Here is a 14849-nt window from a genome sequence, read left to right as displayed (position 1 = left end):
GTCCGGGACTGCCAGCATCTCGCATCACGACGCGTTGACACCGACCGGACCCAGCCGGAAACTGACGAATGGCCGACGCACCGAACTGGTTCCGACGTCGCGTGAACGCCTGGCGCCGATGGTGGCGAACGACCGTCCTCGGCCGCGACGACGACCCACTCTGGGATCCCTGGACGTCCAACACCCGGTTGGCCCTGGACAGCGCCGACCGGCACTTCCCGTTCCGGGTCGAGCTGGCGGTGGAGTACTCCACCGGCCCCGACGTCGCGGTGGCCACCGACCCGTTCCTGGTGGCGCAGGCGGAGGTGGCGGCGCGGGCCGAGAAACTCGCCGCGCTGCGTTCGCTGACCGAGGCGGACCGGCTGCGCGCCGAGCTCGAAGCGCTCCTGCAGAACCCCGTCGAGGTCGGTCGTACCGGAGTCATCGCCTGGGCGCACTGCACCGAGGTCATGGTCGACCCCGAACTCCGGGGTGCGGTGAACGACCGCGAGCAGACCCGGCAGCAGATCGAGATCCTGCGCTGGCAGCGTGAGCTGCAGGAGTACGACATCCAGTACTGGCACCAGCTGCTCACCGATCCGGGACGCGCGACGGCCTGGTGGTTCGCAGGGGACGAGGAGAAGATCCACCAGTTGTTGCAGGTGGCCGGCATCTTCACGACCCTGCGGGACCGGCTCGGGCCACCTGCGGAACGGCCCGCCATCGGACCCGCGGGCCTGGGTGTCAGCTATCCCGTGCCGGGCGCGCCGGGAACGTCCGCGGGCTCGGGTGCCCCGGCGGGGACGGGTTCCGGTGGCGAGGGCGTCTCGCCAGGGTCCGCGGGTCCGGTCAGTTCGCCGGGTTCGACGGGCTCGTTGGGGTCTGTCAGCTCGGCCGGCTCCGTCGGTGACGCTCCGTCCGGCACGGCCGGTCCATCGTCCCGGCCTCACGCTGGCTCCGGTCCCGGATCCGGGTCGGGCTCCCCGCCCGGCCCGACGCCCGGTCCGACGCCCGGTCCGACGCCCGGTGGTCGAGGCGGCCGCGTCGCCGCCTGAGTCGGCGGCCGATGGCGGACCGCCAGCTTACGAGGCGGTTCGATGAGCTGACCGCTATCGGGCCGTAGGCGCGGACGCGGGATCTGGATCCCTCGATGATGCTATGGATTGATTCCATGGGGACTGAGGGTGACCTTCTGTCTGCGCCGCGTGGCTTCCGCCAACTCGTGTCGTCGACAGTGTGGGCCGCGTTGGTGCAGAGCGGAGTTCGTCAGATCCATGAGCCAGGCGGCCGCCTGCTCGTCCAAGGTGACCCAGGGCGCTGGGTGGTGATCCTGGTCGCGGGGCGGGTCAAGGTGATCTACTCCGAGCCGTCCGGCGTCGAGCTTCTGCTCGCCGTCCGCGGCCCCGGTGACCTGCTCGGTGAGTTCTCGCGCAACGACGACGGGCCGAGGACGACGACGATCCAGGCGATGGAGCGATGCGTGGCGTACACGCTCGCGGATACGCAGTTCACCGAGTTCATCCGCCGGCACAGGCTCGCCGAACCGCTCGACCGTTACGTCATGACGAAGGTCCGCGAGAGCGCGGTGCATACGTGGCAGGTCGCTCATCGAAGTACGGCTCCGCGTCTCGCCGGACTCCTGCTGAACGTTGTGGCGGCGGCCGGCCCGGACCACCCGAATCCGACCATGGTTCCGATGTCTCAGGAGGAACTGGCGAGCGCGCTCGGGTTGGCACGGAGCTCGATCGCTCCGGTTCTCGCCGATTGGAAGCGCACCGGCCTGGTACGCCTCGGACGCGCACGGATCTTCGTCGAGGACCCGGCTCGGATGCGGGCGGAGTACCCGGCCGGCTGAGTCCCCGGCGACCGGCTGTACGGCCGCCGGGGGAACGCGGTGCTCCAAGCCTCGCGATGTCGGCATGGGAGATTTCGCGATCCGTCTAGAAGTGGACAGAACTTCTCCGCGCGCAACCGCACCCTGGATCAGTCGCGTGAGTGAAGGCGCGACGTCCAACATTCTCAGCCGGGGAGCGGGCTATGAGCGGTTCATTCAAGCGGTCGGAGGCGGAAGAGCTTCCGTCCGATGCGGCCATCCTGGTGGTCGACACCAAGGGCTTCAGCGGGCACAACGATGTTCAACAGGAAGAGATGGCATCGCGGATTCCCCAAGTACTGGAGTCCGCCTGCGGACGTAGTGGCCTCGCCGACCTTTGGAAGGGACGCTGGTTCCCGGACAGCACCGGCGACGGTTACATCATCGGCTTCAACCCGAAGCATCTGCCCGGCGTCGTGGACAGGTACTTCGACGCGCTCCAGGAGGTGCTTGAGGAGCAGGCACCCCTCCTCCGTGTCCCGGGGGATCACCATGCGATTCCGACTGAGCCTGAACGTCGGTCCGTCGCGCGAACTTCCCGGTGTCGACTCTCCAGTCGGCAAGCCGATGATCGACACCCATCGGCTTGGAGATGCCGAGCCGTTGCGGCTGCTGCTCGACCACTCGGACTCGGAGGTGACCTTCCTCGCCGCCGCGATCTCCGAGCGGGTCATGGAGGATGTCGTCCGGTCCGGGCGGTCCAGGCTGCGTGAGTCCGAGTTCGCGGCGGCGGCGATGGATATCCCGAAGAAGAACTTCAAGTCGACGGCGTATCTGCGCGTGCCGAAACCCTCGGGCGACCTGTTGCGACTGGGACTCTCGGGCGTCGTTGCCATGGGGCAGAAGCAGGCCTCTGCCGGAGGCGAGCCCTCAGATGGGGGCCGCGACGCTCACCGAGCAGATCAGCCCTCGCCGGCGCCATCCCATGTCCACGCTGACCGTGGTGGCTCGGCCGCGGGGATCGGCTCTGTGTCCGGCAGCGGCAACACCGTCGCCGGCCGTGACATCGATCAGTCGCAGACGACGACCACAGTTCACGGGTCCCAGTACGGCGCGCAGGGTGACATGAACTTCGGCACGCGAAGCGGTCGACGGGTCACCGCCGGCGGCGAAGCGGGCGCCGGTAGCGGAAGGGAGTCCTCGTGACCGATGCCATCGAGGGTGCGGACGGGACGCCACGACCCGATAAGCCGGAGTTGAGGGCAGCTCCGAGCCCTGACGACTCCGAACCTGGCCTTCAGGCAATGGTCAGGTCCGAGCCCGAGCCCGAGTTTGCGGGATCGGAAGTCCTGGTGAGGACTGCGGGACCAGTTGGAGCGGATGGCGGGAAGGTAGATCTCACCACCGCGGGACGGGACATCGATCAGTCTCAGACGGCCAACCACATCGGCCGCGATATGTACAGCGCGAGAGTCATCAACAACTACATCAGGTATGCCCTGGCCGAGGATGAGTACAACGAGGCGCGTGCCGAGATTCCCTTGCGTACGAGCCTCCTGGACCCAGAAGAACTGGCCAGACGGGCGGCTCTCGTCGTGCCGCCGGACGGTCTCGACGACCAGGTGAACATCCTGTCAATGCGTCGGATGCTGGTCCTTGCGTGCGCCGAAGGGATGGGGCAAAGTTCTGCCGCTGCCTACCTTCTGCACAAGCTGATCACTCGCTCGGAAGGACAGCTGGCCGACCTCTTGGTGGAGGAACTGGCCGCAGACAAGGACTTCCGCTGGGAGCGCCTGTTATCGAACCAAGGAGGCCCGACAGCGCTCATCGTCGACCTCACGACGATGCGTGACCTCGACCCCGAAAAAGTTGTACATGGCCTAGGTGGATTACAGGGGGAGTTGACAAGGAGCAGGAGCTACCTGGTGCTCGCCATCTCCAAACGGCTGGGCAATCGGGTGGCTCAGGCTTTCCACGGTCAGGTGCACGTGCTCCAGGTTCCCTCTGGCGAGCACGTGTTCCGTAAGCACCTTGGCGGGACGCTGGACGTTGTATCAGTCGACCAACTAGTCGCGGATGCCTGGCTAGCCGAGGCGCTTCGGGATTCCTTTCCGCCACGGGCCGCCGAGTTCGCGGTCCTGGTGAAGGAAGCGGTCCATGCTGGCGAAGAGCGCATCGACAAGTTGCTTGAGCAGGTGCGTTACGCGTCACAGGACTGGTCCGAGCAATTGAGGTCCGAGCTCGCCGAACATCCTGAAGCTCGTTGGCGTGCTGACCTGGCCGCGGCCGCGCTCCTCGAAGGTGCCCCTTCGTCGGCAGTTGTCGAAGCGGGCCGGCTGCTACGGCATGTCAGCGGGGTAGAGCCGGATCCTGCTCCGCGCCTCGAATGGCCCGGTTCCGTGACCGCACTGGGGGACTTGCGTCCTGCATCGTTCGACGCCCTGACCAGAAGGTTCACCCGTCTGGATTTCGGGCGGTCGGTACTTTCGCACCTCTGGAGCGAGCATCCGGTGATCCGCAGGGATCTCGTCGATTGGATAGATCAGGTTCCACTCGTCTGGGACCTGACCGGACAAGACCTTGAGCGGCTTGCTGATCGAGTGGGGGAGATGGCCACCCAGGTGGCCGAGAGGGGCTCCATAGAGCGAGAGGCATCCGCTCGGGAGGGTGCGAGGATCGCGATCGATGTCGCGCGACGCTGGGCAGGTGCCGGCCCGGGAGGCGCCTCGACTTTAGGAGGGAGCTCTTCGCGGATGCGTAGCGCGCCTGGAGGCTCCCGGCAACGGTCGCGGAGATCCGTCGCTGTTCGTCTCCTGGCCAAGAGTGCGACCGATCCTGCGATCGGACAGATGGTGCGCGCTCAGATGTATGACTGGGCCTATGACAACGCCGCCACCAGCCTGAAGGTCGTGGTTGCAGAGGTGTGCGGGAGCTTTGGCGTGGTCTACCCCAGGAGCGCGTTCACCCGCCTCAAGCACCTGGCAGCAACGCCGGCCCCCGAGGTGCGCGACGCGGTCGTTGCGTCTGTCGTACAGCTTGCCGCGCATCTCGGCCCGTCGCGCGTTATCGATTACCTACTCGACTGGTTCGAGCCGCCACCTCAGGCGCGGACCAGCGCGCTCACGGCGATACTCCAGGACGCGGAGCTGCTCAGACTTCTGACACGAGCAGGTGAAGTGCGGCACTTGGTGCCCGTGGGACACACCGTCGGGGTGGCCAACGTGAGCGCGGCCCTCGTCACGGATCTCTGGGGCTGCATCCTCGACAGGATGTCGAGCGAGGACGTGGCGACACTGGTTCGCGCCTGGCTAGGGGCTGTCGAGGCCTCGTCTCCGCAACGTCGTACGGCGCTCGTCGAGCGCCTGGTGCAGGCCGCCGAGAGTGACCTTCGGCGTATCGCTCAACTCCTCTATGCCACCCGACGGCGCAGTGCCGCGCCAACACAGTCGGACACCGTCGACGACCTGTTCGGCCAACTGCGCACCCGGCTGGATGAGATCGATCCTGCTGCCTGGGCGCCCGGCGCGAAGGACCTGAGATGACAGCTCTACGCACTGAACAATCCCACCCTGACCTGGGTACCCCATCGTCTTCCACGGCGGGCTCGCCTGGTCTTGCCGCTCGTCCGACGGCGCTCCAGCGGCTTTTGCGTGCGCTGCGGAAGTTGTTCTACTCGCCGGCCGACGAGCCTGCGCCGTTGACGTACTTCCACTTGCGAAGTATGGACGAGCGGATGCAGTTCGTCGTGCGACTGCGTATCGATGGCGAGATTCCGGAGCGGGCCGACGGCCGACAAGCACGAGTGCGTGCCCGTGACGCGATCAGACACCGAGCTGAGCAGATCAGCGCATCCATGTCACCCCTTGAGCCGCAACGGCTACAGACTGCACTCGAGAAGGCGCTGTACGAGGATGGGGTGGCTGACACTACGGGTGCTCGCGTGTGGGCCGACGACGTGATCGTCGAGCTGCGGGATGAGCTCGGTCAGGCTCTCGACAACCATCGTCGGCTTCTACAAGACGAGCAGCTATGGCAATGGGCGCGCGAGGCTGAAGAGCCGAGGCTCGCTTACTGGCAGAAGCTGCTGGCAGATCCGTCACAAGCGACGGCTTGGTGGTTCTCGCAGCAGCAGGATGTGAACCAACTGCCGCACGTCGCAGGCACATTTATCTCTGTTGCGGAGAGGCTGGCGTCCGCGGCGCAAGCCGCGGCTGTACGCGAGAACTCGGACAAGTCGGGCAGCCAAGGCCCCGAGGTCTGGGTAGAAGATGCGGACACGATCGGGAAGATCGTCGATGATCTGAGGTCCGGCGCCGATCCGGCCGAGCGTGACCTGGTCGATCGCAAGGTCCTCGGCTTCGTGGTGGGGCTGAACCGCGAGGATCTGGTGGAGCGGATGCGCCGCCTCGACTCCGAGGGTCAGCAAGAATCGCGGCCGATGGCGGACCCTGGCCACCCTGGCGCTTCGCCGGACCCTGGCCTACCCGGCTAGGGTCTGCAGGGCAGACCCTCGGGTCTGTCCGGTAGCTCCCAGATGGCCGCACGATCCTCACGATCCGTCGGCGCGAGGCGGGAAGGTGAGAGACGTCGGTCAGGTCGTACGCCGTTTCGGGCCGGTCATCGCCGTGGTCGCGCTGCTCGGACTGATTCTCGTCGTCGCAGGCATGTCCGGTCCGGACGTCACCGGAGTTCCGCTGCCCGGTGGCAGCGCTCGCCCGGCTGGGCCTCCGCCGCCGCCTCCGACGATGCCGCCCGGTCCGATGCCGACGCCGACCATCGCGACTCCGCCGCAGTCCCTCGACGTACCGGGATGGCTGGCCGTCATCCCCGTCGTCGGCGCCGTCATCCTGCTCGCCGGCCTGGTCGGCCTGGTCGTGTACCTCGTCCGGCTCTGGCTCCGGCACCGCCGGCCCCGCCAGGTGCTGGCCGTCGAGACGTCCGAACTCCCCGAGCCGGAGGAGGTGGCCGCCCCGATCCGGGCCGCGGTGGAGGCGGGCATCGAGGAGTTGGACGACGACGCGGTCGACCCGCGCCGCGCTGTCATCGCGTGCTGGCTCCGGCTCGAGGCGGCGGCCGCCGCGGCCGGCACGCCCCGGGAGGTGTCCGACACCCCTGGCGACCTCGTGGCCCGGATGCTCGCGACGCACCAGGTCAGCCCGTCGGTGCTGCGAAGGTGTGCGGAGCTGTACCGGCAGGCGAGGTACGCACCTGCGCAGGTGGAGGAGTCGATGCGGACCCAGGCGCGCGCCGCCCTCGGCCGGTTGCGCGCCGAACTGGCGGCAGCCGCGGAGTCGGAGGCGGCCGCGGAGTCGCCGCTCGAAGACCGGGGCCCGTCGACCACCGAGTCACCGCTCACCACGGGTGAGGACGCGCGCCGATGACCGACATCCGGACCAGGTTCACCCGCGCGAACGCCGTCGTCGCGTTGCGGGTCCTGCTGATCTCCGCCGTGGCGGCGGGAGGGGCCTACGCCCTGCTGGTGCTGGTCCTTCATGCCCGGGTGCCCTACGCGCTGTGCTTCGTCGTGGTGCTGGCGGTCGTCCTCGGCCGGCGGCTCACGGTGGCACTGACGCCCGCGCCGCCGAGCCAGTCGCTGGTGCGTGAGGACACCGAGATGACGGTGTACGGCGTACCGGACCGGCCGTTCGCCGACGTGCGCCGCTGGGAGGAGCGTCTCGACCTCATCCGCGGCGACCGCGACTACTACGCACGGGTGGTGCATCCCTCTATCGCGGCGGTGGTCGACGAGCGCCTGCGGGTGGCTTACGGCATCACCCGCACCGAGCATGCCGACCGCGCCCGGGAGCTGGTCGGCCCCGGGATGTGGGAGTTTCTGAGTACTGACCGCCCGCGTCGGCTTCCCTCGCCGGCCGAGCTTGCCGCAGTTGTCGAGAAGGTGGAGGACCTGTGAGCGTTCCTGAGCTGTCGATCCAGGCCGTGAGCGAACGGTGTCAACAGGTACTTGACGCGGTGGCCGGCGTCGTCGTGGGCAAGCGGCCGGCGCTGGAACTCGTCCTGGCCGGCATCCTGGCCGGCGGCCACGTGCTGCTGGAGGACCTGCCCGGCCTGGGCAAGACGCTGACCGCGCGCACGTTCGCGCAGGCCCTCGGCGTGGAGTTCCGGCGGATCCAGTTCACCCCGGACCTGCTGCCCGCGGACGTGACGGGCTCGCTGCTCTACGACCAGCGCACGCACGACTTCACCTTCCGGCACGGACCGGTCTTCACCCACGTGCTGCTCGCCGACGAGATCAACCGGACGCCGCCGAAGACGCAGGCGGCGCTCCTCGAGGCGATGCAGGAGAAGCAGGTCTCCGTCGAGGGCGCCACCCACCAGCTGCCCACGCCCTTCCACGTGCTGGCGACCGCGAACCCGATCGAGTACGAAGGCACCTACCCGCTGCCGGAGGCCCAGCTCGACCGGTTCCTGCTCCGGGTGTCGTTCGGCTATCCGGAGTCGGAGGAGGAGTTCGACGTGCTGCGCCGCCGGATGGTGCGCCGGCGCGAGGAGTCCGAGGTGGCCGCCGTGGTCGACCCACCAACGCTGGTCGCCATGCAGGAGTCGCTGGAGAACGTCGCGGTCGAGGACTCCATCGGCCGCTACCTCGTCGAGATCGTGCGCGCGACGCGGTCGGACCAGCGGGTCCTGGTCGGCGCGTCCCCGCGTGGGTCGCTGGCGCTGTTGCTGCTGGCCCGGGCCAAGGCGGTCCTCGCCGGGCGCGACTTCGTCGTACCCGAGGACGTCAAGGACATCGTCGTACCCGCCCTCGCACACCGGATCACGCTGCGGCCGGAGATGTGGCTGCAGCGGATCGACCCGGCCCAGGTGGTGACGGAGGCGTTGGCGAACGTGCCCACGCCGGCCAGTGCGTCGCTCCCGACCTACGCGGGCTGAACGTGACGGAATCCTTGGCCGCACTGAAGGGCCTGGCCCGCGGCGCCGTGATGGCCTCCGACAGCGCCGGCTGGTCGACCACCCCGGCCCTGCGGCGTGCGCTCGTGCTCACCCTGGCACTCCTGGTCGTCGCGGTCGTGACGGGTCGGGTCGACCTGGTGGTGCTGGCGACACCGTTCGCGGTCGGCACGTCGGTGGCCCTGCTCCGGCGTCCGCGCGCGCTGCCCACCGTCGAGGTCGGTGCCGCGGACTCCGACCTGCGGGAGGGCGCCGACCTGCACGTCGAGATCGACGTCCATGCCGACGGCGACGCCGCCTACGACTTCGCCCTGGTCAGCCGGGAGGAGCTGACCTGGATACGCGACCAGAACGGCACCCGCCCGCTGGCCGCACCGGTGGGCGCGGGGAAGCGAACCCGGTTCACGCTGAGCGGCCGGGTCCTGCGCTGGGGTCGGCACACCGTCCCACCCGTGCGGGTGCGCGCGGTGGCCTGCGGCGCGTTGCTGACGAGCGGTTCGGTGACGTCGCGGGCCGCGGCGGTGAAGGTCTTTCCCAGTACCGAACCGTTCAAGGCCGACGAGGCGATGCCCAACGCGGCGGGCCTGGTCGGCGTCCACCGGTCGCGGCGGTACGGCCAGGGCGGGGAGTTGGCCGGCATTCGGCAGTTCGCGCCCGGTGACCGGTTGCGCCGGATCGACTGGCGGACGTCCCTGCGCACCAGGGAACTGCACGTCGCCCAGACGTTGTCCGACCGTGACGCCGAACTCGTGCTCATCCTCGACGTCCTGCACGAGGCGGGCCGCTCCGAGGGGTTCGAGGGGGAGTCCAGCGTGCTCGACACGACCGTCCGCGCCGCGGCCGGGATCGCGCAGCACTACCTCGGGCGCGGTGACCGGGTGCGGTTGATGGAGTACGGCGGGCGCAACCGCGCCTTGCGGGTCGGCAGCGGCCGACGGCACTTCGTCGCCGCGCTGGAGTGGCTGCTGAACATCCGGCACGGCGAGGGCCCGCACGATCCGACCGCCGGGATCTTCGCCCGCCAGGTCATCCCGCAGCAGGCCCTGCTGATCGTCCTCACCCCGCTGCTCGACCAACGCAGCGTCGCCCTGCTGGCCCGGCTCGCGCGCAGCGGTCGCTCCGTGCTCGCCGTCGACACCCTCCCGGCCAACGCGCGTCCGGACCGCGGCGGTCCCTGGACGGAGGCGGCGTTCGGCCTGTGGCGAATGGAACGCAGGAACACCCTCGCCCAACTGCTCGAGCACGGCGTACCCGCGGTCCCGTGGGTGGGCGCCGGAACCCTCGACCAGGTGCTCCGCGAGGTCTCCCGACGGGCTGCGGCACCGCGATGAACTACACCGGGATGACCGCTGAGGCACTGGTCGAGGCGGTGGAGTCCGTCCGCCGGCTCGGCCGGGCCGCGATCCTGGCGCGGGCCCTGGTCGCGGTGAGCGGGTTCGTAGCCCTTGCCCTGGTGCTGCCGCCGGGCCTGAGTGGGCCGCTCCCATACGTCGTGTCCGCGCTCCTGGCGCTGGTACCGGCCGTGGTCCCGGGCACGTGGCTGGTGATGGCCCTGGAGCTGCTGGTGATGTTCGGCTGGCTGCTGCGGACCACGGCGTTCGAGGTGCCGGTCAGCTGGCTGCCCCTGGTCGCGCTCGCCTGGGTCGCCTACCTCCATCACGCCGGCTCCGCCCTCGCCGCCGCGCTCCCGTTGGACGCGGTGGTCACGGGATCCGTGCTCCGCCGGTTCCTGGTCCGGGCGCTCGCGATGCTGGCGGCGGTGGCGGTCACGGGGGCGGTCGCGGTGGGGATCGCCGGACGCCTGGCGGAGGCGCCGACCGTCGTGGTGCCCGTCGTTGGGGTGCTGCTGGCGCTCGGGCTGGTGGGCGTCCTGGTCTACGACCGGATCCCACGCCGTCGGCGCTGACCGACGGTGTCAAGGCGGACTTGCTTGCGGCCGGCGCGCCCACAGTCCGAAACCGGCGTGCGCGCAGTGGTGGTTACCTCGTAGCCTTTCCGCTATGCGCGTTGGAGTGGTTGGAGCCACCGGCCAGGTCGGTGGTGTCATGAGGCAGCTGTTGGCACAGGCGAACTTCCCGGTCGAGAAGATCAGGTTCTTCGCCTCGTCCCGCTCGGCGGGGGGGACGCTTCCCTTCGGGAAGGAGGAGGTGGTCGTCGAGGACGCCGAAACCGCCTCCTACGCCGGCCTGGACGTCGTCCTCTTCTCGGCAGGGGCCGGCACGTCCAAGCAGCTCTCGCCCCGGGTCGCAGCCGAGGGCGCGGTCGTGGTGGACAACTCCTCCGCCTGGCGGATGGACCCCGAGGTGCCGCTCGTCGTCTCCGAGGTCAACCCGCACGCCCTGGACACGATCCCGAAGGGCATCGTCGCCAACCCCAACTGCACCACGATGGCCGCGATGCCGGTTCTGGCGCCCTTGCACCGGGCTGCCGGTTTGGTGCGGCTGGTCGTGAGCACCTACCAGGCCGTCTCCGGCGCCGGTGGCGTGGGCGTCACGGAGCTCGACGAGCAGTTCCGCAAGGCCGTCGGGGGAGCAGCGGGCCTCGCCTTCGACGGCGCGGCGGTGGAGTTCCCCACTCCGACGGTGTTCGCCGAACCCGTCGCGTTCAACGTGCTTCCGCTGGCCGGAACGATCGTCGACGACGGCAGTGACGAGACCGGCGAGGAGCAGAAGCTCCGCAACGAAAGCCGCAAGATCCTGGAGATTCCCGAGCTGCCGGTGTCGGGCACCTGCGTGCGGGTTCCGGTCTTCACCGGGCACTCGCTGTCGATCAACGCCGCCTTCGAGCGCGAGTTGTCCCCGGCCCAGGCGCTCAGCCTGCTCGCCGGAGCGCCGGGCGTCGAGGTGGTCGACATCCCCACGCCGTTGAACGCCGCGGGCAAGGACCCGTCCTACGTCGGACGGATCCGCCGGGATCCGACCGCCGAGCACGGCCTCGCGCTGTTCGTGTCCAACGACAACCTGCGCAAGGGTGCCGCCCTGAACGCCGTCCAGATCGCCGAGCTGCTGGCCGCCCGGATCGGCTGAGCGCCAGGCGACCTTGACGCTGCAGAGCCGACCGGATGCGGCGCGCGTGCCCGGTGGCTTCACCGGGGCACGCGAATCTGGCGCGGAGAAGGGCTGAGGCTACCGTGCTCGGGTGGATCTGAAGCTGTTTGGCGAGGTCTTCCTGACGCTCCTGGTCATCACGGACCCGCCGGGCATGGTGCCGATCTTCCTGGCCCTGACCGGGGGCCGGCCCGCCGCTGAGCGCAACCGCGCCGCGTGGCAGGCGGTAGCGCTCGCGCTCGGCGTGATCGTGGTGTTCGGGGTGGCCGGACAGACGCTGCTGGCCTACCTGCACGTCGAACTACCGGCGCTACAGGCCGCCGGTGGGTTGCTGCTGGTCCTGGTCGCGCTGGAACTGCTGACCGGCAAGGCGGACAATCCGACCCAGCAGAGCACCACCAACATCGCGCTGGTACCGCTGGGCACGCCGCTGCTGGCCGGGCCGGGTGCGATCGTCGCGACGATGCTCTTCGTGCAGCGGGCGGACGGGTTCACCGACTACGTGGCGATCGCCACGGCCATCGCGGCGGTGATGATCGCGGTCTGGCTCGTGCTGCGCTTCTCCGGCCTGATCGTCAAGGTGCTCCGGCCCAGCGGCATCGAGGTGCTCACCCGGATCGCCGGCCTGTTGCTCGCCGCGATCGCGGTCCAGCTCATCGCGGACGGTGTGGCAGCCCTCGTCACCGCCTACGCTCGCCAGGCCTGATCGGGCAACGCTGCCCAGACGGCCCGATTCTCCCCATCTCCCTCACCCTCCATCCCCAGCTGGGCCTTCGGCGATCCTCGGCCCGGGACCAATGGCGTCCCCCTTGTCGGGTGGAGCGAACGTTCCGCTGTCGCACCGGCGTCCTGGGGTGCGAATCTTGAGGTGAGCGGGGCAGGTGGCTGCCTGTCAATCGCTACTTGCACACGCCTCGCGACCCGGGCCGGACGGGCACCCCGCCGTTCGAGGCGCCCGCGACGGGCCGCGCCGGACGCACGAGGGGGAGATCGTGATGAGACGTACCGACTTCGCCGACGGTGCACCCTGTTGGGTGGACGCGACGGTGCCCGACCTGGAGCAAGCCCGGCGCTTCTACGGCGGTGTGTTCGGCTGGGCGTTCGCCGACCAGGGGGCCGACTCCGGGCACTACACCGTGTGCCTGGCCGACGACACACCGGTCGCCGCGCTGATGCCGCCGCAACCACAGCCTGACGGTGCTCCACCACTGTGGAACGTCTATCTCGCCACGAGCGACGTGGACACCGCGGCGCGTACGGCGGCACACCACGACGGCAAGATGATCATGAATCCGATGGACGTGCCGGACAGCGGTCGGATGGCCGTCCTGATGGATCCGATGGGCGCGACCTTCGGCATGTGGCAGGGCCGCGAACACCGGGGCGCCGGCAAGTGGGGCGATCCCGGCTCCGTGGCCTGGAACGAGTTGGCGACGCCGGACAGCGTTCGTGCGGACGCGTTCTACCAGGCTGTCTTCGACTACGACGAGCAGGTGCCGATCGGGGACGAGACCTTCGACTACTCGGTCTGGAAGGCCGGCGGCCACGAGGTGTGCGGCCGATGGCAGACGACCGACATGTCGCCCCAGTGGATCACGTACTTCGCGGTCACCGACACCGACGACGCGCTGGAGGAGGTGTCCAGGCTCTCCGGGGAGATCCTGAGCATGCCCCAGGACACCCCGCACGGCCGGATCGCCCAGGTTCGGGACCCGCTCGGGTTGCGCTTCCAGGTCGTCGGCCCGGTGCGGACGGCGGCCTGAGCCACGCGACCGCGAGCGGGTCCTAGGCAACGCCCCGGGCGGGTACGCCCGGGGTCGGGACGCTCTGCTCCCGCGGAGGAGCGAGTCGGAGCGCGAGCGCGTTCAGCAGGACCACTGCGACGAACGCGATCCCGGACGTCGCGTGCCCGCTGAGGACCAGGCCGAGTCCGGCGCTGCCGAAGACGAGGACCTTCACCGCCAGCCGCGCCGCCGGCAGCCGGAACCGCGCCCGCGGCGCGGCGAACAGGCCCCACAACACGGCCGCGACGACCGGCACGGCCACGCCGAGGGCGACCCGTGCGGCGGTGGCCTCGCTCGCCGTCGACGCCGCGTAGCCAAGCGCCGCCAGGGCGCCGAGTTCGAGTAGGAAGACGAGCAGCAGGTTCGCCTGGGTGAATCCGGTCCGCGCGTTCATGGTGACTCTCCGTTCTTCGGCCTCGCTCACGGCGGCGGCCTTCGTTCACTGTTTCCGGTCGAGTTGTTTGTGAGCACTGCTCTCGACAAAGAGCACTGTTCACCCTGGAGACGGTGGTCCTGTCAAGTGCATCGCTCTCGATGGAGAGCGGTGACCTCTGGTGAGAGCGGTGCTCACGAACGTGGCAGACTGGCGGCATGACCGCGACCAGGACCTTCCGGGAACGCGCCCGGGCGGAGTTCACCCAGGAGATCAAGGACATCGCGCGCCGGCAGCTCGCCGAGACGGGTGTCGCCGCGCTGTCCCTGCGCGCCGTCGCGCGTGAGCTGGGCGTCGCCTCCTCCGCGCTGTACCGCTACTTCCCGAGCCGGGACGCGCTGCTCACCGCGCTGATCGTCGACGCGTTCACCGCCCTCGGCGACCGGGCGGAGAGCGCGGTGGCGGCGGAGGCGCCCGACGACTTCCTGGGACGCTGGCGCGCCGCGTGCCGGGCCGTGCGGGCGTGGGCGCGGGAGAGCCCGCACGAGTACGCGCTGGTCTACGGCTCGCCGGTGCCGGGATACGCCGCGCCCGAGGAGACCATCGCGGCGGCCGTCCGCGTCCCCTACCTGCTGCTCGGGCTCGCGCGCGACGCCTGGAACGCCGGCCGCCTCGACGAGCCGACCGGCGTCCCCGAGCTGTCGGGCGACCTCGCCGAGCAGGCGTCCCGGCTCGCCGCTCTCACCGGGTTCGACGGTCTTCCGGACACGGTGCTCGTCCGTACGCTCACCGCCTGGACCCAGGTGTTCGGCGCGACCAGCCTCGAACTCTTCGGTCACCTGAAGGGCGCGTTCACCGACGACACGGCCTTCTTCACCGCCTCGGTGGACCTGATGGCGCACACGGTGGGCTTCCGCGACCTCTCCTAGGCGCGTGTCCGC

The 14849-nt window shown here is 69.6% G+C and carries 16 protein-coding genes; 14 read left to right on the top strand and 2 right to left on the bottom strand.

Annotation, left to right across the window (positions count from 1 at the left end; translation table 11 throughout):
- Positions 1-101 precede the first annotated feature (101 nt).
- Both HEB94_RS53990 and HEB94_RS44340 read left to right on the top strand, forming a co-directional pair.
- The gene (locus tag HEB94_RS53990; protein ID WP_192755396.1) at positions 102-1034 is read left to right on the top strand and encodes a hypothetical protein; all 933 of its coding nucleotides are present in this window, start codon (positions 102-104) and stop codon (positions 1032-1034) included.
- Positions 1035-1150: 116 nt separating this feature from the next.
- Positions 1151-1834 carry a Crp/Fnr family transcriptional regulator gene (locus tag HEB94_RS44340; protein ID WP_192755395.1) on the top strand — a complete coding sequence of 228 codons (684 nt, stop codon included), beginning with the start codon at positions 1151-1153 and terminating at the stop codon, positions 1832-1834.
- Positions 1835-2025: 191 nt separating this feature from the next.
- Here the strand turns inward: HEB94_RS44340 and HEB94_RS44335 are convergent, their stop codons facing one another.
- On the bottom strand, positions 2026-2346 hold the full coding sequence (locus tag HEB94_RS44335; protein ID WP_192755394.1) for a hypothetical protein: 321 nt from the start codon (positions 2344-2346) through the stop codon (positions 2026-2028).
- Between HEB94_RS44335 and HEB94_RS44330 the strand changes: the two genes are divergently transcribed.
- The 11 genes from HEB94_RS44330 to HEB94_RS44280 all read left to right on the top strand — a co-directional run bounded on the left by HEB94_RS44330 (position 2345) and on the right by HEB94_RS44280 (position 13514).
- On the top strand, positions 2345-2998 hold the full coding sequence (locus HEB94_RS44330; protein WP_192755393.1) for a hypothetical protein: 654 nt from the start codon (positions 2345-2347) through the stop codon (positions 2996-2998). The genes HEB94_RS44335 and HEB94_RS44330 overlap by 2 nt on opposite strands.
- A complete protein-coding gene (locus HEB94_RS44325) occupies positions 2995-5334 on the top strand; it encodes a hypothetical protein (protein WP_192755392.1) in 2340 nt (779 codons plus the stop codon). Before HEB94_RS44330 ends, HEB94_RS44325 begins: the two co-directional genes overlap by 4 nt.
- Positions 5335-5525: 191 nt before the next feature.
- A complete protein-coding gene (locus HEB94_RS44320; protein WP_192755391.1) occupies positions 5526-6284 on the top strand; it encodes a hypothetical protein in 759 nt (252 codons plus the stop codon).
- Between the two features lie 85 nt (positions 6285-6369).
- Positions 6370-7173 (top strand): DUF4129 domain-containing protein, encoded by an 804-nt coding sequence (locus HEB94_RS44315; protein WP_192755390.1) that lies wholly within the window; start codon positions 6370-6372, stop codon positions 7171-7173.
- Entirely contained in the window at positions 7170-7703 is a 534-nt protein-coding gene (locus HEB94_RS44310) for a hypothetical protein (protein WP_192755389.1), read from the top strand. Before HEB94_RS44315 ends, HEB94_RS44310 begins: the two co-directional genes overlap by 4 nt.
- Positions 7700-8686, top strand: a complete 987-nt coding sequence (locus HEB94_RS44305) for an AAA family ATPase (RefSeq protein WP_192755388.1) — start codon at positions 7700-7702, stop codon at positions 8684-8686. Before HEB94_RS44310 ends, HEB94_RS44305 begins: the two co-directional genes overlap by 4 nt.
- Before the next feature lie 2 nt (positions 8687-8688).
- Positions 8689-10035: a DUF58 domain-containing protein gene (locus HEB94_RS44300; RefSeq protein WP_337918396.1), complete on the top strand. Its 1347-nt coding sequence runs from the start codon at positions 8689-8691 to the stop codon at positions 10033-10035.
- An 11-nt stretch (positions 10036-10046) separates the two neighbouring features.
- Positions 10047-10610: a hypothetical protein gene (locus HEB94_RS44295; protein ID WP_192755387.1), complete on the top strand. Its 564-nt coding sequence runs from the start codon at positions 10047-10049 to the stop codon at positions 10608-10610.
- A gap of 94 nt (positions 10611-10704) precedes the next feature.
- Entirely contained in the window at positions 10705-11730 is a 1026-nt protein-coding gene (locus HEB94_RS44290; protein WP_192755386.1) for an aspartate-semialdehyde dehydrogenase, read from the top strand.
- A 112-nt stretch (positions 11731-11842) separates the two neighbouring features.
- Positions 11843-12457 carry a MarC family protein gene (locus HEB94_RS44285; RefSeq protein WP_192755385.1) on the top strand — a complete coding sequence of 205 codons (615 nt, stop codon included), beginning with the start codon at positions 11843-11845 and terminating at the stop codon, positions 12455-12457.
- 289 nt (positions 12458-12746) lie between these two features.
- Positions 12747-13514 carry a VOC family protein gene (locus HEB94_RS44280; RefSeq protein WP_192755384.1) on the top strand — a complete coding sequence of 256 codons (768 nt, stop codon included), beginning with the start codon at positions 12747-12749 and terminating at the stop codon, positions 13512-13514.
- A gap of 22 nt (positions 13515-13536) precedes the next feature.
- Here HEB94_RS44280 and HEB94_RS44275 read toward each other — a convergent pair whose 3' ends face one another.
- Positions 13537-13929, bottom strand: a complete 393-nt coding sequence (locus HEB94_RS44275; protein WP_192755383.1) for a YrdB family protein — start codon at positions 13927-13929, stop codon at positions 13537-13539.
- A 197-nt stretch (positions 13930-14126) separates the two neighbouring features.
- Here HEB94_RS44275 and HEB94_RS44270 point away from each other — a divergent pair, with 197 nt between their 5' ends.
- On the top strand, positions 14127-14837 hold the full coding sequence (locus HEB94_RS44270; RefSeq protein ID WP_192755382.1) for a TetR/AcrR family transcriptional regulator: 711 nt from the start codon (positions 14127-14129) through the stop codon (positions 14835-14837).
- Positions 14838-14849 lie beyond the last annotated feature (12 nt).

Origin of the sequence: Actinopolymorpha pittospori (genome assembly GCF_014873875.1) — a bacterium.
Taxonomy (GTDB): Bacteria; Actinomycetota; Actinomycetes; order Propionibacteriales; family Actinopolymorphaceae; genus Actinopolymorpha; species Actinopolymorpha pittospori.
The sequence above is the reverse complement of the archived record's forward strand: the minus strand, read 5'-3'. Positions and strand labels throughout refer to the sequence as shown.